Origin of the sequence: Duganella sp. CY15W (genome assembly GCF_009857555.1) — a bacterium.
Classification (GTDB): domain Bacteria; phylum Pseudomonadota; class Gammaproteobacteria; order Burkholderiales; family Burkholderiaceae_D; genus Rugamonas; species Rugamonas sacchari.
This window is the reverse complement of sequence record NZ_WWCQ01000005.1, coordinates 153,408-174,755: the sequence shown is the minus strand read 5'-3', so window position 1 is coordinate 174,755 and position 21,348 is coordinate 153,408. Positions and strand designations below refer to the sequence as shown.

General features: G+C 61.9%; 24 protein-coding genes and 1 pseudogene. 19 read left to right on the top strand and 6 right to left on the bottom strand.

What is annotated here, in order from left to right; all coding sequences use genetic code 11:
* Positions 1-53: 53 nt before the first annotated feature.
* Both GTP58_RS23315 and GTP58_RS23310 read right to left on the bottom strand, forming a co-directional pair.
* Positions 54-572 (bottom strand): spore coat U domain-containing protein, encoded by a 519-nt coding sequence (locus tag GTP58_RS23315; protein ID WP_161079486.1) that lies wholly within the window; start codon positions 570-572, stop codon positions 54-56.
* 154 nt (positions 573-726) lie between these two features.
* Positions 727-1,248, bottom strand: coding sequence for a spore coat U domain-containing protein (locus GTP58_RS23310; RefSeq protein ID WP_161079485.1), 522 nt, complete (start codon positions 1,246-1,248; stop codon positions 727-729).
* Between GTP58_RS23310 and GTP58_RS23305 the strand changes: the two genes are divergently transcribed.
* The 12 genes and pseudogenes from GTP58_RS23305 (at position 1,247) to GTP58_RS23250 (ending at position 8,595) form a co-directional block, all read left to right on the top strand.
* A complete protein-coding gene (locus tag GTP58_RS23305) occupies positions 1,247-1,444 on the top strand; it encodes a hypothetical protein (protein ID WP_161079484.1) in 198 nt (65 codons plus the stop codon). The genes GTP58_RS23310 and GTP58_RS23305 overlap by 2 nt on opposite strands.
* Before the next feature lie 134 nt (positions 1,445-1,578).
* Positions 1,579-1,818, top strand: coding sequence for a hypothetical protein (locus GTP58_RS23300; RefSeq protein ID WP_161079483.1), 240 nt, complete (start codon positions 1,579-1,581; stop codon positions 1,816-1,818).
* 149 nt (positions 1,819-1,967) lie between these two features.
* Positions 1,968-2,096, top strand: a pseudogene (locus GTP58_RS31965) (IS3 family transposase); the annotation flags it as partial.
* A 207-nt stretch (positions 2,097-2,303) separates the two neighbouring features.
* Positions 2,304-2,723, top strand: coding sequence for a hypothetical protein (locus GTP58_RS23290; RefSeq protein WP_161079481.1), 420 nt, complete (start codon positions 2,304-2,306; stop codon positions 2,721-2,723).
* Positions 2,724-3,006: 283 nt separating this feature from the next.
* The gene (locus tag GTP58_RS23285) at positions 3,007-3,870 is read left to right on the top strand and encodes an urease accessory protein UreD (RefSeq protein WP_161079480.1); all 864 of its coding nucleotides are present in this window, start codon (positions 3,007-3,009) and stop codon (positions 3,868-3,870) included.
* Between the two features lie 14 nt (positions 3,871-3,884).
* Positions 3,885-4,187, top strand: coding sequence for an urease subunit gamma (locus GTP58_RS23280; protein WP_072788314.1), 303 nt, complete (start codon positions 3,885-3,887; stop codon positions 4,185-4,187).
* An 11-nt stretch (positions 4,188-4,198) separates the two neighbouring features.
* Positions 4,199-4,507, top strand: a complete 309-nt coding sequence (locus GTP58_RS23275) for an urease subunit beta (RefSeq protein ID WP_072788312.1) — start codon at positions 4,199-4,201, stop codon at positions 4,505-4,507.
* A gap of 1 nt (position 4,508) precedes the next feature.
* Positions 4,509-6,209, top strand: coding sequence for an urease subunit alpha (gene ureC / locus GTP58_RS23270; protein WP_161079479.1), 1,701 nt, complete (start codon positions 4,509-4,511; stop codon positions 6,207-6,209).
* Between the two features lie 2 nt (positions 6,210-6,211).
* Positions 6,212-6,721 carry an urease accessory protein UreE gene (gene ureE, locus GTP58_RS23265; RefSeq protein WP_161079729.1) on the top strand — a complete coding sequence of 170 codons (510 nt, stop codon included), beginning with the start codon at positions 6,212-6,214 and terminating at the stop codon, positions 6,719-6,721.
* Positions 6,722-7,402, top strand: a complete 681-nt coding sequence (locus GTP58_RS23260) for an urease accessory protein UreF (RefSeq protein ID WP_161079478.1) — start codon at positions 6,722-6,724, stop codon at positions 7,400-7,402. It begins immediately after the preceding gene.
* A gap of 6 nt (positions 7,403-7,408) precedes the next feature.
* Positions 7,409-8,050 carry an urease accessory protein UreG gene (ureG, locus tag GTP58_RS23255; protein ID WP_161079728.1) on the top strand — a complete coding sequence of 214 codons (642 nt, stop codon included), beginning with the start codon at positions 7,409-7,411 and terminating at the stop codon, positions 8,048-8,050.
* Complete coding sequence (locus GTP58_RS23250) at positions 8,047-8,595, top strand: HupE/UreJ family protein (RefSeq protein ID WP_161079477.1); 549 nt, start codon at positions 8,047-8,049, stop codon at positions 8,593-8,595. The genes ureG and GTP58_RS23250 overlap by 4 nt, the downstream gene beginning before the upstream one ends.
* Positions 8,596-8,601: 6 nt before the next feature.
* Here GTP58_RS23250 and GTP58_RS23245 read toward each other — a convergent pair whose 3' ends face one another.
* On the bottom strand, positions 8,602-9,219 hold the full coding sequence (locus tag GTP58_RS23245) for a 1-acyl-sn-glycerol-3-phosphate acyltransferase (protein ID WP_161079476.1): 618 nt from the start codon (positions 9,217-9,219) through the stop codon (positions 8,602-8,604).
* A 143-nt stretch (positions 9,220-9,362) separates the two neighbouring features.
* Between GTP58_RS23245 and GTP58_RS23240 the strand changes: the two genes are divergently transcribed.
* The 6 genes from GTP58_RS23240 to GTP58_RS23215 all read left to right on the top strand — a co-directional run bounded on the left by GTP58_RS23240 (position 9,363) and on the right by GTP58_RS23215 (position 15,334).
* Positions 9,363-10,700 (top strand): sigma-54 dependent transcriptional regulator, encoded by a 1,338-nt coding sequence (locus tag GTP58_RS23240; protein WP_161079475.1) that lies wholly within the window; start codon positions 9,363-9,365, stop codon positions 10,698-10,700.
* A 208-nt stretch (positions 10,701-10,908) separates the two neighbouring features.
* Entirely contained in the window at positions 10,909-12,606 is a 1,698-nt protein-coding gene (locus GTP58_RS23235; protein WP_161079474.1) for a hypothetical protein, read from the top strand.
* Positions 12,607-12,666: 60 nt separating this feature from the next.
* Positions 12,667-13,068, top strand: a complete 402-nt coding sequence (locus GTP58_RS23230; protein ID WP_161079473.1) for a hypothetical protein — start codon at positions 12,667-12,669, stop codon at positions 13,066-13,068.
* Positions 13,065-13,742 carry a C39 family peptidase gene (locus tag GTP58_RS23225; protein WP_161079472.1) on the top strand — a complete coding sequence of 226 codons (678 nt, stop codon included), beginning with the start codon at positions 13,065-13,067 and terminating at the stop codon, positions 13,740-13,742. The genes GTP58_RS23230 and GTP58_RS23225 overlap by 4 nt, the downstream gene beginning before the upstream one ends.
* Before the next feature lie 15 nt (positions 13,743-13,757).
* A complete protein-coding gene (locus GTP58_RS23220) occupies positions 13,758-14,252 on the top strand; it encodes a hypothetical protein (RefSeq protein ID WP_229215717.1) in 495 nt (164 codons plus the stop codon).
* Positions 14,253-14,269: 17 nt separating this feature from the next.
* Entirely contained in the window at positions 14,270-15,334 is a 1,065-nt protein-coding gene (locus tag GTP58_RS23215; protein ID WP_202413831.1) for an acetate kinase, read from the top strand.
* On the opposite strand, the gene GTP58_RS23210 is transcribed toward GTP58_RS23215, so the two are convergent.
* Positions 15,331-17,754 carry a TonB-dependent receptor gene (locus GTP58_RS23210; RefSeq protein ID WP_161079471.1) on the bottom strand — a complete coding sequence of 808 codons (2,424 nt, stop codon included), beginning with the start codon at positions 17,752-17,754 and terminating at the stop codon, positions 15,331-15,333. The two genes, GTP58_RS23215 and GTP58_RS23210, sit on opposite strands and share 4 nt — an antisense overlap.
* Positions 17,755-17,824: 70 nt before the next feature.
* Positions 17,825-19,129, bottom strand: a complete 1,305-nt coding sequence (locus GTP58_RS23205; protein WP_373924773.1) for a sigma-70 family RNA polymerase sigma factor — start codon at positions 19,127-19,129, stop codon at positions 17,825-17,827.
* 132 nt (positions 19,130-19,261) lie between these two features.
* Here GTP58_RS23205 and GTP58_RS23200 point away from each other — a divergent pair, with 132 nt between their 5' ends.
* Entirely contained in the window at positions 19,262-20,215 is a 954-nt protein-coding gene (locus GTP58_RS23200) for an MBL fold metallo-hydrolase (protein ID WP_161079469.1), read from the top strand.
* 71 nt (positions 20,216-20,286) lie between these two features.
* On the opposite strand, the gene GTP58_RS23195 is transcribed toward GTP58_RS23200, so the two are convergent.
* Positions 20,287-21,342 carry an alkene reductase gene (locus GTP58_RS23195; RefSeq protein ID WP_161079468.1) on the bottom strand — a complete coding sequence of 352 codons (1,056 nt, stop codon included), beginning with the start codon at positions 21,340-21,342 and terminating at the stop codon, positions 20,287-20,289.
* Positions 21,343-21,348: the final 6 nt, after the last annotated feature.

Genomic DNA, 21,348 nt, shown 5'->3' with positions numbered 1-21,348 from the left:
CTAGCCACACCAATAGGACGCCGGGCAAAGCTCCCTTGCGTCCGTTTCAACAATCAAAAATAGACGGTCGCGGTGATGGTCGATTTGTAGGTGTCTGGCTGCGGCGTCGACTGGGACGGGATCACGCCGTAGACGGTAAGGTTCTGCTGGGCGCCGGTACCGGTGCCAGACAGCGTGTCCGTACCCTGGGTATTGCCCCAGTTGCCGCCGCCTGCGGTCAGGTTCAGATTGAAGGCCACGGTGCTGGTGTTGGCGCCGGTGCCGCTCATCTGACGTGCAGCGACGCTGGAACCGGTGCCTGTGCCGGCATTGAGGCCGATGTTATACGGCGTGGTATTGGTGCAGGTGACATTGAGCGTGCTGTTGACGTTGACGGCGGTTGCCAGCACACCCTGCGACTGGCCGAAGTCCAGCGTATTGGCGGCGATGGTGCAGTCGGCGATGATTTTCAGCGTGACGTCGAAGGTCGTCGTTTTGCTGCCGTTGCTGTAGACAGCGGCGCCACCGACCATCGGGGCCAGCATGGCAAGAACGGTTGCAGCGGCGGCGATACGGGTAGCGATGCGGGACATGGCAATTCTCCAGTAAATAAGCTCGAAGGTTATTTACCGCTACGCTGGGGCGGTTTGAAACGGTACAGGGGAAGCTTGGGCGCGGGCTGGGGCGCCAGGGAATGCAGGATCGCGTCTATCAGCCATGATCGTGGGCTGACGGCGGAGTGGGGTGTTAGAAGTAGACGGTCGCGGTGATCGTCGACTTGTACGTATCCGGTTGCGGCGTTGCCTGTGCCGGGATGTTGCCGTACACAGTAATGGTCTGCGACGAACCGGTGCCGGTGCCGGACTTGGTGTCGGTACCTTGCGTGTTGCCCCAGTTGGTGGTGCCGGCTGCCTGGAACAGATTGAACGCGACGGTGCTGGTATTGGCGCCGGTGCCGCTCATGAGGCGCGCAGCAGTGGTGGAGCCGGTGCCGGTACCGGCATTCAGACCGATGTTATAGGGCGTGGTGTTGGTGCAGGTGACGTTGAGCGTGGTGTTGACGTTGACCGCCGTCGCCAGCACGCCTTGCGACTGGCCGAAGTCCAGCGTATTGGCGGCGATGGTGCAGTCGGCGATGATTTTCAGCGTGACGTCGAAGGTGGTCGTTTTGCTGCCGTTGCTGTAGACCGCGGCGCCGCTCAATACCGGCAACAGCGCCGCGCCGAAGGCGGTGGCAAGTGCGACGCGGGTGAGGAACTTGCTTTTCATGATGCTCTCCATTTGGTGGGTAACTCTGAGCATGTTCAAGACAACTTTTGTTTCCATGCTTCAATGGAACCAATTATTCCTCAACCGTAAAAACGCTGCTTTTGCTGCACGAGGCAATACTTTTGACGGCGTAGAAACCGCGAAAATTATTTGCTGCCCGGCACTTTTTTACAACAGTGAAGTTGTGCTGGCGTAGAGAAAACTTCTTACATCGTGGATCGGGCGTTGGCGGGAAGTACATTTTGCACGGCTTAGCCTCCGCACAGCGGGGCATGAAATGCTGACCATCTCAAACGAAACCGATATCTCTAAGCTCTGTATAGGATCAAAATGAATCGCCAAATCTCAGAAGAAGTGCTCAAAACAATGTCAGACGTTTGTGAACGCCTGAATGACTCTCTTATCCGGGTAAAAGATACGTGCCCGGAAAACGAATTTAAGGAATATCGGGAAGAGGTTAGCAAGATCATGACGGAATTGTATTATTGCATCATCCGACCTATCCACGATGCCTACCCAGAATTGGAGCCAGAAGCACTGAAAGACAGCCGCAAGCCCAGAACACCCTAGTAAAGCTCTTGCGTCCAAGGCCAAGATTGTCGCTGAGGCTTGGCAAAAAAGTGGTGGCGCCGGCTCGCCGACGTGAGATAGCGCAGTGGTATTTTGACGTGGGTCTGACTACCGTCAAGGATGTCTACCTCGCTTTGGGTATCACCCATACCTGTTTTCGCTACCAAGCCAAGCTCAGCGCGGCAAACGATGTCGTCGCTGACTGGCTGGTGCGGTTGGCGAACAATTGGCGCAGCTGGGGCTTTGGCCTGCGCTTCCTTTATCTACGCAACGAGAAGGACTAAAGGTACGGGCGGTTATTGTTGTTATTATTATCAAATTAAAACCGCAATAGAAGAAGCAAAGCAAGTCCGCAAAAAATTTGCGGTAAGGTGCATATCCCTATTATGTGGCCACTTTCGAAGCTTGAGGGCGACAGTCGGCCACGAGTAATCATCGAGTGCAGGGGCTAACAACTGCCTCTTTTTTAACTAAGGTATAGAGAATTGGATAATATTTATTTTTCATCCTTTAATGATGGCGAGGAAGCCACTTTCAACTTGTCTTTGCTGAAAGTGATTTTGTTGAAGCATGGCTGCAAGTTGGGTGAGCCCTTAGGGGACGGATTTATTCCGGTATTTTTCCCATGGCAAGGTGATGAAGAGACGATTGGCTCTGATGAAGGCGGCATCGCGCTGGAATCTTTGGATGCAATTGAGTTTGCTATCGGTAGACCCCTGTACGATGCGCCAATGCGCCTCTTGGCCTTCGAGCTGTTGGAAAAGTTAAGACTGTGTGCCTATGGTGATGGCGACCGCATTTACTCAGTCCATTCGCTCGAAGCGTCTGCCATTCCGGATGAAGTGCTCGAAGACGCAGTGCGGGGAGTTTCAATTGTTAAGTCATCAAACGACTTGTGGACATAGTTGATTGGAACTTGTCCAGACTGCGATGCAAGCCGCAGCATCGTGGACTGGGCGTTCGATCTTCCCTCGGGTTTCGGAAATCTCGTGTTTGGATTCTGGAATTGGCCGGCCACCTCCATCGTTGCCGCATAGTTCACGAGCACATCTGACCCGCACCATTTTCAATTAGTTGCACCAAGTTGGTGCTGTTTGCCATATCTCGGTGCAGCCTGCGCGCGCAGGAAGGAATTTATGCTGGCACGCTGATTGCATAGATCAACGGTTATTTAGCATCTCTGTTTCTATGCCCGACTGCACTGCACCGCGCGACGTAAACGCCAGCACTGGCCACAGTGCCTGGCAGGCCAGTCTCACCCTCGGTTTTGCCGACGATGCCGGCACCACGCGGTTGTTCAATAAAATCCATCACGGCCCGCTGCGTGTGCAGAAGGCGCTGTATCCGGAAGACGCCAAAGTCTGCCAGGCCATCGTGGTTCATCCGCCGGGCGGCGTGGTCGGTGGCGATCAGCTGGAAATCGATATTGGCGTGGGCGATCGCGCGCACGCGTTCATCACTACACCTGGCGCGGCCAAGTGGTACCAGGCCAATGGCAAGGTATCGCAACAGACCGTGCACCTGCATGTGAACCAGGACGCGGCACTGGAATGGCTGCCGCAGGAAACAATCTTTTTTGATACCGCTAACGTGGTGCTGGAGCAGCACGTGGAGCTGGCTGCGGGCGCAACCTTTATCGGTTGCGAGATTCTTTGCATGGGCCGGCGCGGATCGGGAGAGACGTTCGATAGCGGCAGGATACGCCAGCGCAGCAGCATCCGCCGCGAGGGTCGTCTGCTGTGGTGGGAGCAGGGCGACATGCTGGGCGGGCAGTTGGGCAGCCCGCTGGCGCTGGATGGCCACACAGTCTGCGCCACGCTGATCGCCGCCGGCAAGCCGCTGCCTGCCGCGGTATTGAACGAGATCCGCACCGCTGTCGCCGCCGATGGTGCACACCGCTTCGGCGTAACGCAGACCAAGGGCGTGCTGGTGGCACGCCATCTGGGCGACGACAGCGAAACCGCGCGCCGCCTCATGCTCACCGTGTGGCGCCATCTGCGCCCGCATCTGCTGGCGCGAGAAGCAGTGACGCCGCGCATCTGGCAAACCTGAACAGGAAACCGAACATGGATCTGAGTCCACGCGAAAAAGACAAGCTGTTGATTTTTACCGCAGGCCTGGTGGCGGAACGCCGCCTGGCCCGCGGCCTGAAGTTGAACTACCCGGAAGCGGTGGCGCTGATTACCTGCGCCATCATGGAAGGTGCCCGCGACGGCAAAACTGTCGCCCAACTGATGTCCGACGGCACGCGCATACTCGCGCGCGCCGACGTCATGGAGGGTATCCCCGAAATGATCCCTGACATCCAGGTCGAAGCGACGTTCCCGGATGGGAGCAAGCTTGTGACTGTCCACAACCCCATCCCATAAAGGAGTTCATCATGATCCCTGGCGAATACATACTGGAAGAGGGCGAGATCGGCATGAACGAAGGCCGCGAGACGGAGACCGTGGTGGTAACCAACCGTGGTGACCGTCCGGTGCAGGTCGGATCGCATTTCCATTTTTTTGAAGTCAACACGGAGCTCAAGTTCGAGCGCTGGAAGGCCTATGGCAAGCGGCTTAACATCGCCGCAGGCACCGCTGTGCGCTTTGAGCCGGGCCAGCAGCGCACGGTGGAACTGGTGAAGCTGGGCGGCGAGCAGAAGGTATATGGATTCAACGGCAAAGTCATGGGAAAGCTGAGTTGATATGGTGACGATTTCGCGCCGCGCCTACGCCGAGATGTTCGGCCCCACTACCGGGGACCGCATCCGCCTGGCGGACACTGAACTGTTTATCGAAATCGAGAAGGACTACGCCACTTATGGCGAGGAAGTGAAGTTCGGCGGCGGCAAAGTGATCCGCGATGGCATGGGCCAGTCGCAGCGCGTGGCTGCCGATGTGATGGATACGGTGATTACCAACGCGGTGATCGTCGATCATTGGGGCATCGTCAAGGCGGACATCGGCCTGAAAAGCGGCATGATCGCGGCCATCGGCAAAGCGGGCAATCCCGACATCCAGCCGAATGTGACCATGGCGATTGGCGGCGCCACCGAAATCATCGCGGGCGAAGGCATGATCGTGACGGCTGGCGGCGTGGATACGCACATCCACTTCATCTGTCCGCAGCAGATCGAGGAGGCGCTCATGAGCGGCGTCACCACCATGATCGGCGGCGGTACCGGGCCATCGGCGGGAACCTCGGCCACCACCTGCACGCCGGGGCCGTGGCATCTGCACGCGATGCTGCAGGCGGCTGACGCATTTCCGATGAACCTGGGCTTTCTCGGCAAGGGCAATGTGAGTTTGCCTGAACCGCTGGAAGAACAGATCCGCGCCGGCGCCATCGGCCTGAAGCTGCATGAGGACTGGGGCAGCACGCCGGCCGCCATCGACAACTGCCTGAGCGTGGCCGACAGGATGGATATTCAGGTCGCCATCCACACCGATACGCTCAACGAAGGTGGCTACCTTGCCGATACGCTGGCGGCGTTCAAGGACCGCACTATCCATACCTTCCACACGGAAGGTGCGGGGGGCGGCCATGCACCCGACATCATTGCTGCTGTGGGCGAGGGCAATGTGCTGCCGTCCTCCACCAATCCCACGCGGCCGTACACGGTGAACACGCTGGACGAGCATCTGGATATGCTCATGGTGTGCCATCACCTGGATGCGGCGATCACGGAGGATGTGGCGTTCGCCGAATCGCGCATCCGCCGCGAGACTATCGCGGCGGAAGACATCCTGCACGACATCGGCGCGATTTCGATGATGTCGTCCGACTCCCAGGCCATGGGGCGGGTGGGGGAGGTCATCATGCGTACCTGGCAGACGGCGCACAAGATGAAAGTGCAGCGCGGGCCGCTCGCACCCGATTCTTCGCGTAGCGACAACTTCCGCGTCAAACGCTATATCGCCAAGTACACCATCAACCCGGCCATCACCCACGGCGTTGCGCATGCGGTGGGGTCGGTGGAGGTGGGCAAGATTGCGGATCTGGTGCTGTGGAAGCCGGCGTTCTTTGGCGTCAAGCCGCAGACGATACTGAAGGGCGGCATGATTGCGGCGGCGTTGATGGGCGATCCCAATGCGTCTATCCCGACGCCGCAGCCGGTGCATTACCGCCCGATGTTTGGCTCTTTTGGCGGCGGCTTGAAGAAGTCGTTCACCTTTGTTTCGCAGTCTGCTTACGATGCGGGCATCGGCGACCAGCTCCGATTGAACAAGACGCTGATCGTGGCCAGCGGCATGCGCGCGCTGCGCAAGTCCGACATGATCCACAACGACCTCACGCCCCGGATGGAGGTCAATCCTGAAACCTATGAAGTGCGTGCCAACGGCGAGCTGCTGGTGTGCGAGCCGGCTTCCCAGCTGCCGATGGCGCAGCGCTATTTCCTGTTCTGATGATGCTGACACTACATACCAAAATCCCGCATGCTGACGCCATCGCCGCGCAGCTGGTGCTGCCTTATGAATTGCGCGAGAAATGCCGCCTGCGCGCGACGCTCGATACCGGCGAGGAGGTCGCTGTCTTCACTGTGCGCGGCACCGTGCTGCGTGACGGCGACCTGCTGACCGGCGAGGATCAGCGGGTGGTGCGCGTCATCGCAGCGCCGGAGCCGACCTACAAAGTCACCTGCGCGAATGCTCATGCGCTGCTGCGTTGCGCTTTCCATCTCGGGAATCGCCACACACAGGCGCAGGTAGGCGACGGTTTTTTGCGCATCCGCGCGGATGCGGTGTTGAAGGAAATGCTGGCCGGCCTGGGGGCAAGCGTGGTGGAGGAAATGGCGGCGTTTGAGCCGGAGTCCGGCGCCTACGGCGGCGGCCATGGGCACCATCATGATCACGGCCAGGGTCCGTTGGCGCCGATTCCGCTGCGCCAGAAGATCCACCGTCCGGGCGATCTGAAATAAATGCAGGCCGCCGCGCTCCTCAACCTGCTGCAGTTCGCCAGCCCCGCGCTGCCGATCGGCGCCTACAGCTATTCGCAAGGGCTGGAGGCGGCGCTGGAGAATGGCGCGGTGCGCGATGCCGGCAGCGCGCGCGCATGGATCGTCCGCCACCTGCACGACGTGGTGGCGCAGTGGGAGGCGCCGATAACGTGGCGGCTGATGCAGGCGTGGTCGCGCCGCGACTGGAACGCGGTCGCCGAGTGGAGCGAAAAATTCATCGCCTCGCGCGACAGCAGCGAGTTCCGCGCCGAGACCATCCAGATGGGCTACTCGCTGACCAAGCTGGTGGCCGAATTGGATATTGCCGATGCCGACATGCTGGCGCAGTTGCAAGGCAAGTCCGAAGTCGGATTGCCGACAGCCTTCAGTTGCGCCGTCGCCGCACTGGGCATCCCGCACCAGGAAGCCTTGTTGGCCATGCTGTTTGCATGGGCAGAAAACCAGGTGCTGGTGTGCGTGAAGTCCGTACCGTTAGGGCAGGTGGCCGGCCAGCGCATGCTGCTGTCGCTGCGCGCGGAGCTTGAAGCCGCAGCCCGCTACGCGCAAACCGTCAGCGACGACGATATGTGCAACTGGGCGCCGGGCCTGTCGCTGCTATCGATGCAACATGAAGTGCAATACAGCCGTTTATACAGATCCTGAAAGAGCATACAAATGACTACCTCCAATCCACTCCGCGTCGGTATCGGCGGCCCTGTCGGTTCGGGCAAGACCGCGCTGTGCGAAATGCTGTGCAAGGGCATGCGCGACCATTACGACATGGCCGTCATCACCAACGACATCTACACCAAGGAGGACATGGAAATCCTGCTGCGCGCCGATGCGCTGCCGGCCGAGCGCCTGATGGGCGTCGAAACCGGCGGCTGCCCACATACGGCCATCCGCGAAGATGCCTCGATCAACCTGGAGGCCATCGCCCGCATGCAGGCGGATTTTCCGGCCCTGGACCTGATTTTGGTGGAATCCGGCGGCGACAACCTGGCGGCGACCTTTAGCCCGGAACTGTCGGACCTGACCATCTACGTGATCGATGTCGCAGGCGGCGAGAAGATTCCGCGCAAGGGTGGCCCGGGCATCACGCGCTCCGATCTGCTCATCATCAACAAGACCGACCTCGCGCCGCACGTGGGCGCGGACCTTGACGTCATGGCGCGCGACGCCAGGCAGCAGCGTGGCAGCCGTCCTTTTATCTTCACCAACCTGCGCAGCGGCGAGGGCGTGACCCAGGTCATTGACTTCATCCGCGAACAAGGCCTGCTGGGCCAAACCCCACACCAGGAGCATGTATGAAAAAAATCGCCACCGCACTGGCGCTCAGCGTCACCGCCACCGCTGCTTTCGCCCACACCGGAACGGGCACCCACACGCACGGTTTCCTGTCCGGCTTTCTGCATCCGCTCACCGGCCTCGATCACTTGCTGGCGATGCTGGCTATTGGTGCGTGGAGTGTGCGGCAGCAGGGCGCCCGCTGGCTGCCGCTGGCATTCGTCGGCATGCTGCTGGTGGGTGTCGCTAGTGGCGCAACGGGACTCGTGTTGCCGGGTCTGGAAACCGGCATCGCGCTGACGGTGGCGTTGATGGGCGTACTGATTGCTGTCGCCGCACGGCTGCCAACTGCGCCGGCGGTCGCCATGGTCGGCGCGTTTGCGCTCCTGCATGGCAATGCACATGGCCATGAACTGCCGCAGATGGCAAGCGCCATCGGCCTGCTGCTGTCCAGCTCGCTGCTGGTGTATGGTGGAAGTGTGCTGGGCCGCATGAGCCCGGCATTGGCCGTGAAGGCTGCGGGCGCCGCCATCGCCGTCACCGGCGTGATGCTGGCGGCGACGGCGTAAGCGGAGTTACTTGCGCTCTTCGCTGCGACGTTCCTGCAGCACGACGGGCGCTTGGTTTTTGGGATACAGGCCGTGGTGGCCGGCGTAGATGGCACGGATGGCGGCCATGTCGGCCTCCTGGTCACCCGTCAGGTGCAGGTGATCGACCACACCCAGCGTCTTGTTCGGATAGTCGATGTAGACCAGGCACAATGGCACCTTGGCTTCCAGCGCCAGATGATAGAAGCCGCTTTTCCAGTGCGGGCGATAGCTGCGCGTGGCCTCCGGCGTGATGGCCAGCCAGTACCAGTCGGCCGCGTTCATGCGCTCGGCTTGCGCGCGTATCATGCCTTGCGGCGCGCTGCGGTCTACGGGTTCGCCGCCCAGCGAACGGAACCAGCCGCCCAGCGGCGTCTTGAACAGCGAATCCTTGGCCAGCCAGCGGAACGGCAGGTTCAGCGCCCATTTGCCAAGCAGGCCGACAATAAAGTCCCAGTTCGTTGTGTGCGGATAGACCACTAAAATGCCGCGCGGACCGGGCAGCGGGCGGTACAGCATGCGCCAGCCGGACAGATTCAGCATGCGCAGCGCAGCCCGCTGGCCCCAGTTCGGCAAGGCCGCTGGCTTGAGTTCAAATTCATTCATCTCACTGCATCCCGTTGTGTTTTGTTTTATTTTTACTATTGACAGGCTGTTATTCGCCCGCTTAAAAAAGCAGCGCGCATTCTATATTGGCCTCGACCGTGGCACAAGCTTGAACTTTTCTCATCATTTCCCGTCCAATAAGCATGACGACGAAATCGATACTCTGCGTGGGTGCCGGCGAACCTGGCTTGCCGGCGGCCTGGGAGGTGGTCCGTGCAGCTACGCCAACCGAAGCGCGCCGTCACTACAAGACGCGGCCATGCGCGGTTGGCCTGCTGTTGGTGCAGGAGGCAGATAGCTGCGCAGAGCTCGGCACCTTCCTGCTGGAGCACTGGAATATACACTGGACGGCGGTGCTGCCGCCTTCGCTGGTGGCGCACTCATCCTGGCGCCAGCTACTGCGCGATCACTGCCACGACTACCATACCTGGCCGGCGGACAGCGTGCGCCTGCGGCATACCTTGGGCCACGCGCTGGGCATGGCCGCCTTGCGCGCCGATGGCGAACTGCCGACAGCCTCCGAGGCCACGCTGACCGGAGCGAGCGCGGCCATCATGCGGCTGCGGCGGCAGATTACCAAAGTGGCGGCCGCCAGCGCGCCGGTACTGATCTGGGGCGAGAGTGGCAGCGGCAAAGAGCTGGCGGCACAGGCCGTGCATGCACATTCGCCGCGCCGCAAGGGGCCGTTCGTGCCGATTAACTGCGGCGCCATTCCTGCCTCGCTGATTCAATCGGAACTGTTTGGCCACGAACGCGGCGCCTTCACCGGTGCCTTGCGCGAAAAGCGCGGACTGCTGGAAAGCGCGCAGGGCGGCTCGGTCTTCCTGGATGAAATTGGCGATCTGCCCATGGAGCTGCAGGCCAACCTGCTGCGCTTTTTACAGGAAAAGACTATCTACCGTGTCGGCGGCACGCGCAGCATCGCGGTGGATGTGCGGGTGATCGCGGCGTCGCACGTCAATCTGCTGCAAGCGGTGCAGCGCGGCGCCTTTCGTGAAGACCTGTATTACCGCCTGAACGTGCTGGCGCTGGACGTGCCGCCGCTGCGCGAACGCAGGGACGACCTGCTGCCGTTGGCCGAACACTTCTTCCATACTTTTTCCGATGAGCGGGCGCCGCGCGTGAAAGGCTTCAGCAGCCGCGCCGCCCAGGCCATCCGGGACTACGGCTGGCCCGGCAATGTGCGCGAGCTGATCAACCGCGTGCGCCGCGCCATGGTCATGGCCGAAGGGCGTCTGATCCTGCCCCAGGACCTGGGCCTGGCTGCGGCCACGGCAAAATGCGCGCCGCTGCAATTGGACGACGCCCGCGTCCGCGCCGAACGCGACGCGATAGACGCCAGCCTGCTGCGCGCAGGCCGCAACATCACGGTGGCGGCCCGCGACCTGGGCGTGTCACGCATGACGCTATATCGGCTACTGGCCAAACATGGGATTCCTGCGCCGTCTCATGCGCGTTACAACGGCGCTCCCAGTGAGTGATGCCGCTGCGGCGGCTGAGTTGTCACAGCGGTGTGACATTTAGCGGCCGGGATGCCGTACCACCAGTCCCCTGTGGCTGTACTTATCCAGTGATATCAAGTGCTTGGCGCAGGTGGCACCAAGTTTGCGAAAGCAGCGTAGCCAGGAGCGTGTGCTCCGGGCGCATGTTTATCCCACACTCAATCCCTTTCTTCAGGCAGGAGCAACTATGAAAAAATCATTAATCGGTGCGGCTATCGCGTTGGCATTCAGCGCGCAGGCGTATGCGCAGACAGCGACTACGCAGTCCGGCGCCGGGGCGCACGCTACCGACTCATCCAGTGCGGTTCAGGATAGCAGCACGAAAAACCAGAATAACAATAACAACAGCACCGGTGGCGCTGCGGCCAACGCGGTTGGTGGTGTGGCGGCCAATAACGGCGGCACGGCCACTTCTACGCTCAGCAATGCGTACAACCAGTCCAGCGCCAACGCCACCACCACGCTGAATGGCGCGGTCACGGGTAACTCCATCCAAGACATTGGCAATCGCGCGATTAACAACGGCGGCAGCACTGGCGGTGCGGGTTACGGCGGTGTGGGCGGCAATGCCACCGGTGGGAATGCCGCGGCCAGCGGCGGCAGCGGCGGCGCCAGTTATGGCGGTAGCGGCGCGGCCGCTGGTGCGGGCGGCAGTGCCAGCAATGGCAGTGCCTTCAATGGTTCGCCATCGGTGGGCGGCAGCACAGGCGGTAGCGGCGGCGCGGGCGGTATCGCTTCCGGCGCCTATACCGGCGCAGGTGGTGCGGGTGGCGCGGGCGGACTCGGCGGTGCAGGTGGTTCGGCCGGCGACAGTTACGGCGGTAACGGCGGTGCGGGCGGCGCGACTGGCGCAGCCAGCGGTGGCGCGGGTGGCGGTGTTGGCGGATCGACCGGTGGTAGCGGCGGCGCGAGCGGCGGTGCCTATGGCAGCAATGGCGGCAATGGTGGCGGATCGGGTTCTGCGGGAACCGGCTATGGCGGTGCCGGCGGAACGGCGGGCGTCGGCGGTGCCGGTGCCAGCGGCGGCGGCGCCGGTAGCGGCTCTGGTAGTGCCAACAGTAGCGCCAGTGGCGGCGGTGCCGGCAGCGGCACGGCCAGTTCGGCCAATAGCACGACGCCGGGCGGCGCGGGTGACATGCCGGTGGCGCAAACCGGTACTGCGGGCTCGGGCGCTTCGACGGGCGGTGCGGGCACGGCCGGTGACGGCACGGCCACCAGCGGTGCGGCTACCGGGGGCGCTGGCGGCAGCGGCGCAGCAGGCGGTGCCAGTGGCGCCGGGGCGGCTGGCAGTGGCGGCGCCAGCACGGCGGGCAACGGTGCGGCAGGTGGTGCAGCCACCAGTGGTGCTGGCGGGGCTGGTGCGGCCGTGACGCAAAACGGCGGCACCGGTGCGACAGGCACCAGTGGTGCGGGCGGCGCAGGTGCTGTTGGCGGAACCGCCAGCAGCACCGGTGCATCTGGCGGTGCAGGCGCGACAGGCGCAGCCGGCGCCAGCAGCGGTGCGGCGTCGAATACGGCGGGTACCGGTGCGGCGGGCGGCGCAGCTACCGGCGGCACGGCCAGCAATGGCAGTCCGACCAACGGTAGCGCCACGGCAGGTGCGGGCGGCGCTGGTGGTGCGGGCGGTGGCGGCAATACCGGCGGTGCAGGTGGCGCGGGTGGCACCAACACGGGTGGCGCGGCGACCGCTGGTGCGGCCGCTGGCGGCACCGGTGGTGCAGGCGGCGCAATCGCAGTCAATGCCGGCACCTTCAATATGTCCAATACCATGAGCAGCGTTGGCCAGTCTGCGGCGGGCATCATGGTCGCGGCGCAGAACAGCGGCATCGCCTCGCTGGTACAGCAAAGCGTCAACGTGCAGTCCAATTTATCGGTCGGCCACTAAGCGCAACGTGGGGCGCGTGCATTGTGACGCGCCCCACCGCGCCACTCTCAGGGAGACGCTATGCAATCAATTAGTCAATATCTCGGTGCCGCACTGCTATGCACCACGTGCTGGCAGAGCGGTGCCGCCGGTCCATTGGCAGCCGTGTCCGAGCCTGCGGCGGCCAGGCCGCTGTTGGTGCCTGTCGTGGAGGTCAAGGTCGCCGACCCGCCGGGATTCGACAGTGCACCTGCACCAGCAACCCGGCTGGCGCGTTTGCGCGGCGGCGCCGACACGGTCAGCAACGATATGCAGTTGAACGGCGCGGTCAGTGGCAATGCTGCGGTGAATGTGGTCACGGGTGCCAACACGATCGGCAATGCTTCATTCAGCAACGCGTCCGGCCTGCCGGTCGCGATCCAGAATTCCGGCGCCAATGTGCTGATACAGAACGCCACCATCATCAACATCCAGATGCAATGAAATCACTATCCCTTATTTTGTTGACCGCAGCGCTGTGCATGGAAGCGGCGACTGCGGCGGACCTGCCCAGCGTCGGCGGCGCAGGCTTCACGCTGCATGTGACCAGCCTGAAGGAAGCGCGCTTCCGCTCGACGGTGCATCAGCAGCACGATTTCAGTTGCGGCTCAGCCGCGCTGGCGACGCTGCTGAGCTACCACTACGACAAGCCCGTCAGCGAGGAGCAGGTTTTCTCGGCCATGTACGCCCAGGGCGACCAGCAAAAAATCCAGCGCGAAGGATTCTCGCTGCTGGACATGAAGCGCTATCTGGCGCAACTGGGCTTTATCGCCGACGGCTATCAGCAGCCGCTGCAAAAGCTGGCCGAGGCGCGCTTTCCGGCGATTGTGCGGATCGTCGATAACGGCTATCTGCATTTTGTCGTCATCAAAGGCATGGACCAGCAACGGGTACTGATCGGCGATCCGGCCGGCGGCACGCGGGCGCTGCGCCGGGATGCATTTGAAGCGATGTGGCCAGACCGGCTGTTGTTTGTGATCCATAACTGGGCCGGCCAGCCACACTTTAACCAGGTAGCGGAGTGGCGGCTCGCGCCGCAGGCACCGCTGGATGCCGCGATCAACCGTGGCAGCCTGACCGATCTGACCCTGCCCAAGAATGGCAGCGGCAACTATTAATAGGAAGGACTCCTTATGCCTACCCGTCATTGGCTCTGGCTGATGCTACTGTTTGGCGGCGCGATGGCCTCCGCTGGTGCTGGTACACCGGATTCAACGGATGACTGGACTGCGGTGGATGACAGCCAGCTGGCGCAAGCGCGCGGCGGTTTTTCGCTGGGCGGCGGCCTGCAGGTTTCGCTAGGTGTTGAACGTTTGGTTTCGATCAATGGCAGTGTTGTAGCCAGTACCCATTTTTCCATCGCCGATATGACACAGTTGAGTGCTGCGGAAGCCGCGATGGCCAGCGATGCGCTGGCTGCCGTGGTGGTACAGAATGGCGCCGGCAACCTGGCCGAGCCGCTGTCCACGCAGGGACTGGGCGCGCTGGTCATACAGAACAGCGTCAACGATCAGGCGATACGCAGCCAGACGACGATTAGCACCACCGTCAGCAATCTGGCCATGCTCAAGGCGGTGAATTTTGAAAGCAGTCTGCGCGATGCCTTGAGCGCTGCAATCGTCAAGTAATCCATCAAGGAGCGGCGATGCGTTCGAGTACGAAGCGGCAAGCCAGTGTGCTGGCGATGATGTCATGGAGTGTGTGGGCGCAGGCGCAAAATCAGGTGGGAGAGGCGCCGGCTGGCGACAGCCGTCCGCCCGCCGTCGCGCCGCTGTTCGAGCAGCCCGGCGTGCTGACGCCGCGTGGCAAACTGGTGCTGGAGCCATCACTGCAGTTTGGCTATGCCTCCAGCAACCGGGTGGTACTGGTGGGGTACACCATCATTCCGGCGTTGTTGATCGGGCTGGTGGATGTGCGCGAGGTCAAGCGCAATACCACCACGGCTGCGCTGACCCTCCGCTACGGCCTGAGCCGGCGCGCCGAACTGGAAATCAAGCTGCCGTATGTGTACCGCAGCGACTCCACCGTGAGCCGCGAAGTGTTTACCGGCACCGGTGTCGACAATGTATTCGACACCAGCGGCAAAGGCATGGGGGATGCTGAACTGGGGCTGCGCTATCAGTTGAATGAGGGCGGCGGCGACCAGGCTTTTTACGTTGCCGGACTCCGCGTCAAATCGCGCACCGGGATCGATCCTTTCAACGTGGTGACGGATTGCAGCCCGCGCTGCGTCGGCCCCAACGTCACCGGCACAGGGCTGCCGCTGGAGCTGCCCACCGGCTCTGGCTTCTATGCCTTGCAACCGAGCGTGACGTGGCTCTATCCCAGCGACCCGGCGATACTGTTTGGCAGCGTCAGCTATCTGCACAACTTCAAGCGCAGCGGCGTCAACCGCAAGGTCTTGAATGGCCAGTGGGAGCCCTTGGGAACCGTGGCGCCTGGCGATGTATTTGGCTTTAACTTTGGCGTAGGCCTGGCGCTCAACGACCGCGCACTGATCAGCTTTGGCTACGACCATAGTTCCATCGCCCGCACGCGGCAGAACGGCGTGACGGTACCGGGATCGGTGCGTACCCAGCTGGGTACGCTGCTGGTGGGCTTTTCCTACCGCATCAACGAGAAGCGCACCGTGAATGTCACGGTGGGCGCCGGTCTCACGCGCGACACGCCGGACGTGCAGTTGTCGCTCCGGCTGCCGCTGACGTTTTAAAGCTTGTAGTTCAGCGTCAAGGTAGCATTGCGCGGCGCACCGTAGGTGTTGCCGCCACCGGTCCAGCCTATGCCCTGCAGGTAAGTCTTGTCGAACACATTGTTCACATTCAGGCGCAGGCTGAGGTGGTCGTCGAACTGGTAGCCAGCATGCAGGCCGACCACGGCATAACCGCCTTGCTGAACGCTGGCATCGTCGGACGAGTAGACGGCATTTTGCGTCGTCACCGAGCCGCCTACGCGCCAGCGCTGCAAGTCGCCTGGCAGACGGTAGCTGGTGGAGGCCTTGAACTGGTGGCGCGGCAAATCAGGATCAAACAGCTTGCCGATGTTGGCGGCATTGGAGTCGGTCACATATTTGGCCGACACATAGGCATAGCCCGCGGTAGCCTGCCAGCCCGGTGTCAGCTCGCCGCTGACTTCAAACTCCATGCCCTTGCTTTCCACTTTGCCGGACGCGCGCGAGCAGAATGTCGCGCCGGTACCTGGGCAAGGCGATGGGCCGCTGCGGTCCGTCATCGCACGATTTTCCTGGCTGACCTGGAACACCGCCAGACTGGCATTCAGCAGGCCGCCGAAATACTCGCCTTTGACGCCGGCTTCGTAATTGGTGCCGGTGACCGGCTTGAGCAGGTTGCCGTTCACATCCACCGCGCTTTGCGGCTGGAAGATCTGCGTCCAGCTGGCGTACAGCGAGTGCGTGGTGTTGAGGTCGTAGACGGCGCCGGCATAGGGCGTGATTTCGCGTGTGACCTTGTAGCCGTCGTGGCTGCGCTCATTGGTGTAGTCATACCAGCTGCTGCGGGCGCCAACGATTACCGACAGTGGATCGGTAACGCTGAACCGCGCCGAGCCATACAGGCCAGTTTCGCGCAAGGTGCTGACGGTGGCCCAGCGGTCGTAGTTGGCCACCGGGCGCGAGGCCGCATAGGGATCCCAGTGGAAGGGATCGAGCGCCAGCGGCGTATCGCGCACGCCCCAGTCGCCATAGTTATTGTTGAACGCCTTGCGGCGGCTGACGCCGATCGACACTTCATGCGCCCGCCCCAGCAAGGAGAACGGACCGCCAACATTGGCGTCGAAGCTGCTTTGCTGGTTATCCAGTTTGTAGGCCTGGCTGTTTTGCGTATAGGCGCCTTCGCTGCCGCCGAAGGACGAGAATATGGTATCGAGGTCCTGCCACTTCTTGATGGCCGACAGTCTGGCCTTCCAGCCCTTGCCAAAGCGCTGCTCCAGTTCTGCAAAGACGGTCTTGTCGGTCTGGTGCCAGAAATCGTAGGCGTTGCCCAGTGTGGTGGAGCGCGGCAGATTCAGTTGCGCACCATTGTCGTGGGTCGGAAATTCCTGGTAGCCGCCATTATTTTTCAGCTTGCGATAATGCGCGCCGACGGTCAGCGTGGCGCCCGGCGCGATGTCGGCTTCTAGAATGCCGTAGACATGTTGTATGCGGTCGTGCGCGACATCGTAGAAATTGTCCTTGTCCTGTACGCTGATGACGGTGCGGCCGCGCAGGGTTTTGGCTTCATTGAGCGCGTTGGCGGCATCGAGCTGCAACTGGTAGTCGTTCCAGCGGCCGGCGCTGGCCGTCAGCGAGACTTGCTGATCGGCCGTCGGACGCTTGCGCACCATATTGATGGCGGCAGACGGATTGCCGCTGCCGCTGGTCAGGCCATTGGCGCCGCGCACCACTTCAATGCGGTCGTAGATGACCAGATCGGCATTGTCAGCGTTGAACGTGCCATTGGCGCCCATGCTGGTGGGCAGGCCGTCAAGCAGCATATTAGTGATCGGGAAGCCGCGCGCGCTGAAGCTGCCGGAATTGCCCGAGTAATAGCCTTTCTGCATCACCAGACCGGTGATGTTTTTAACCGCATCGTCCAGCGTGACCAGCCCCTGGTCGTCAATCTGCTGGCGCGTCAGCACGCTGACCGATTGCGGCGTTTCGCGCAGCGACAATTCCATGCGGGTTGCCGTGGTCGCCGCCGATGCTGTGTACGAGCCCGTGCCTTCCGTCGTCAGTGGACGGCTGGCGCTGACGGTCACTGCCGGCAAGGCGGTTTCCTGGCCCGCTTGCGCTGCGGCCGTGACCGGACGCAGCACATAGCCATTCTCCACCCGTGCCGCTTCCAGGCCCGAGCCGGCCAGCAGTTCGACAAAGCCATCTGGCACGAGGTAGACGCCGCGCAGGCCGGCGGTGTTTTTATGGTCAGTCTGCTCGGGTGTAAAAATCAGCGTCACGCCGGCCGTCATGGCAAAGCTGCGCAGGGCAGGGGCCAGCTGACCTGCCGGGATATTGAACTCCTGCAGCTGCGCGCGCAATGCCGGCGTGTTCTGCGCTTGCGCTTGCGGCATGCCTGCACCCAGGCACAACATCAGGGAAATGGCGCAGGCAATCGGGCTGCGCTTGAAATGGTTTTGCATCGCTATTCCTCAAGTAAAAAACGGTCTTACTTGATAGGTGCCGCGAGATTTGAAATCGGGCAGAAAATAATTATTTTTTATCGATGGTGACCCAATACCGGCTCACCGAGCGGATCCGTACGGGCAGGGAGGCCGGCAGCATGGCCAGAATCGCACTGGTGTCCTTGAGCGGGAATACGCCGGACAAGCGCAGCCCGGCGACGGCCGGATCGCAACGCAGCACGCCGCGGCGATAGCGGCCCAGCTCCATCAGGAAATCGTCCAGGCGCATATTGTCGGCAACCATGGCGCCCAGCGTCCAGGCGGCATGGTCGGCGGAAGCGGGCAGGGCCGGGCCGATGTCGGCGGCGGTGAACCACGCGCGCTGACCAGCATGCAGCAGGCGCACACTGCCCGTTGCTGCGACGGGTGTCATTTCCACGGCGCTTTGCTGCACGGCGACCTCGGTGCGGCCATCCTGCTGACGCACGGTAAATGCGGTTCCCAGCGCGCGCACCCGGCCTTCTGCCGTCTGCACCAGCAAAGGCCGTTCTTCGTTGGTGGTGCGATGGCCGGTGATGACCCGTATTTCGCCAGCCACCAGCGTGAGCAGACGCTGGTCGCCGTCAAACCGCACGTTGACCGCACTGCTGGTATTCAACAGCACGCGGGTGCCATCGGACAGCGTCCACTCCCGCTGCTCGCCCACGCCGGTATGTAGATCGGCAGCCAGCTGCTGCCATGGCTGCGAACGGGAACCGAACACGCCAGCTCCGCCAGCGGCACCGAGGCCCAGCAGCAATGCGATGCTTTTGCGCCGGCCCGGCGAAGCCGGTTTGCGCATCGGCGACAAGGCCTGATAGGCGGCAGCGCCATGCAGCTGATTGAAGCGCTCGCACACGGAATCGATGCACTGCCGGTTCGCGCGCGCCAGGTACTGCTTGACTGAACTGGTGGACACGTCGAGGCGCGCGGCAATTTGCTCATAAGTCAGGCCTTCGAGCTGCGCCAGCAGGAAGGCTTCTTTGATGGCGGGCGGCAAGCCAGCCAGTGCCAGGTCGACTTCCTGCAGTGCCTGCAACGCCATCAGGCGCGTTTCCGGTGCGGGCGTGCAGTCGGGTGGCAGGGCGGCGAGCGCCTCCAGGTAGGCGCTTTCCAGGATGTGGCGGCGATGGCGGTGGGCCAGCAGGCGCCTCGCGATCGTCGCCAGGAATGGCCGTGGTTCACGTATCTCCTCGACGTAGCCGGTGGTGATGACATTGACGAACGTATCCTGTGCCAGATCCGACGCTTCGCTGCTGTTGTCGAGGCGACGGTGCAGCCAGCTTCTGAGCCAGGCATGATGATCAAGATACAGCGTCTCGAAGGTAGGGGAGGGAAGCGGATTGACAGACACCGGCAAAAACGTAATGAGAATTATTAGCATTCATGTTAAGCGAGATCCAGCCGTTTGTCGATAGCAGAATGTGCAAGCAATGCTTTTGAGGTATGGTAGTGTTTCTGACATCAATCAAAAATAAGGGAAGTCATGTCCTCAAGTATTTTGAAGCCTTTGGCCCTCATCGCCACCTTGCTGGCCGCGACAGCCGCGCACGCCGCCGCGCCGATGGCCCGTTTCCAGGCGCCTGGTTTTTATCGCACCACGCTGGGCGACTTTGAAGTCACGGTGCTCAACGACGGCACGCTGGACCTGCCGGTGGAGAAACTGCTGAAACAGCCGCCGGCCAAGACCATCGCTGCGCTGGACAAGTCGTTCCAGAAAAGCCCCTTGCAGACGTCGGTCAACGGCTTCCTGATTAACACAGGTACCAAGCTGGTGCTGATCGACACCGGCGCCGCCAGCCTGTTCGGTCCAACGCTGGGCCAGCTCGTGACCAATCTGAAAGCCTCCGGCTACAAGCCGGAGCAGGTCGATGAAATCTACATCAGCCATATGCATGGCGACCACGTCGGTGGGCTGGCGTCCAATGAACAGCGCGTGTTCCCGAATGCGGTGGTGCGCGCGGGCAAGCTGGATGCGGACTACTATTTGAACCAGACCAATCTGGACAAGGCTTCCGGCGAAGCCAAGGATAATTTCCAGGGGCCGATGGTGTCGATTAATCCCTACGTCAAGGCCGGCAAGTTCCAGCCTATCGTCGCCAATACCGAGCTGGTACCGGGGATTAAATCCTACTTCAACGGCGGCCATACGCCGGGCCACATCACGTATGTGGTGGAAAGCAAAGGGCAGAAGCTGGTGTTACTGGGCGACCTGCTGCACGTGCAGGCGGTGCAGTTTGAAGATCCGGGCGTCGGCATCCAGTTCGACATGGACAGCAAAATTGCAATTGCCGAACGCAAGGAAGCGTTTGCCGCAGCAGCCAAGGATGGCTATTTGATTGGCGCGCCGCACCTGTCGTTCCCGGCGTTGGGCCATGTGCGCGTGAGCAGCAAAGGCGGCTACGTGTTCGTACCAGTGAACTACACGCAACCGCGTTAAACCTCAGCGATAGAGGGGTCTGACCCCGGACGGGGTCAGACCCCGCGGCCGTGCGGGCTGCGGGGTACTAATCAAGCCAGGGCAGGGTAGTCGGTATAACCAACTTCGCCCGGGGCATAGAAAGTATCGGCATTCCACTGGTTCAACGGCGCATCGATTTCCAGGCGGCGCACCAGGTCCGGGTTGGAAATGTAGTCCTTGCCAAACGCAATCGCATCCGCGTTGCCGCTATCCAGCACCTGCTGCGCAACGGACTTGTCCATTTTCTCATTCGCGATAAACACGCCCCCAAATTCCTTCTTCAGCAGCGGGCCCAGGCTATCGTCACCCACCGCTTCACGCGCAGCGATGAACGCAATCTTGCGCTTGCCCAGTTCGCGCGCCACATAGCCGAAGGTCTCGGCCGGGTTGGCATCGCCCATATCGTGCGAGTCGCGGCGCGGCGCCAGGTGCATGCCGACACGGTCAGCGCCCCAGACTTCAATCACAGCATCGGTGACTTCCAGCATCAGACGTGCACGGTTTTCAACCGGGCCGCCATAGTTATCGGTACGCTGGTTGGTTTTACTTTGCAGGAACTGGTCCAGCAGATAGCCGTTGGCGCCGTGAATTTGTACGCCATCAAAGCCAGCCTTCTTGGCGTTCTCGGCAGCTTTTTTATAAGCAGCCACCACACCCGCCAGTTCCGAAGTTTCCAGCGCGCGCGGCACCGGGTAGGCGCGTTGCGGACGCAGCAGGCTCACATGGCCTTCCGCCGCAATCGCGCTGGCCGACACGGGCGCTTCGCCGTTCAGGAAGCTTGGATCCGAGATACGGCCCACATGCCACAGCTGCGCGAAGATCACACCGCCCTTGGCGTGCACGGCGGCGGTGACTTGCTTCCAGCCTTCCACCTGCTCATCGGACCACAGGCCCGGCGTATCGGCATAGCCCACGCCTTGTGGCGTGACGGCAGTAGCTTCGCTCAGGATCAGGCCGGCGGTAGCGCGTTGCTCGTAATACTTGGCCATCAGTGCGTTCGGCACGCGGCCGCCACCGATAGCGCGGGCACGGGTCAGGGGCGCCATGATGACGCGGTTTTTCAGTGTGATATCGCCGATGGTGATTGGATCGAACAGAGTTGGCATGGTGAG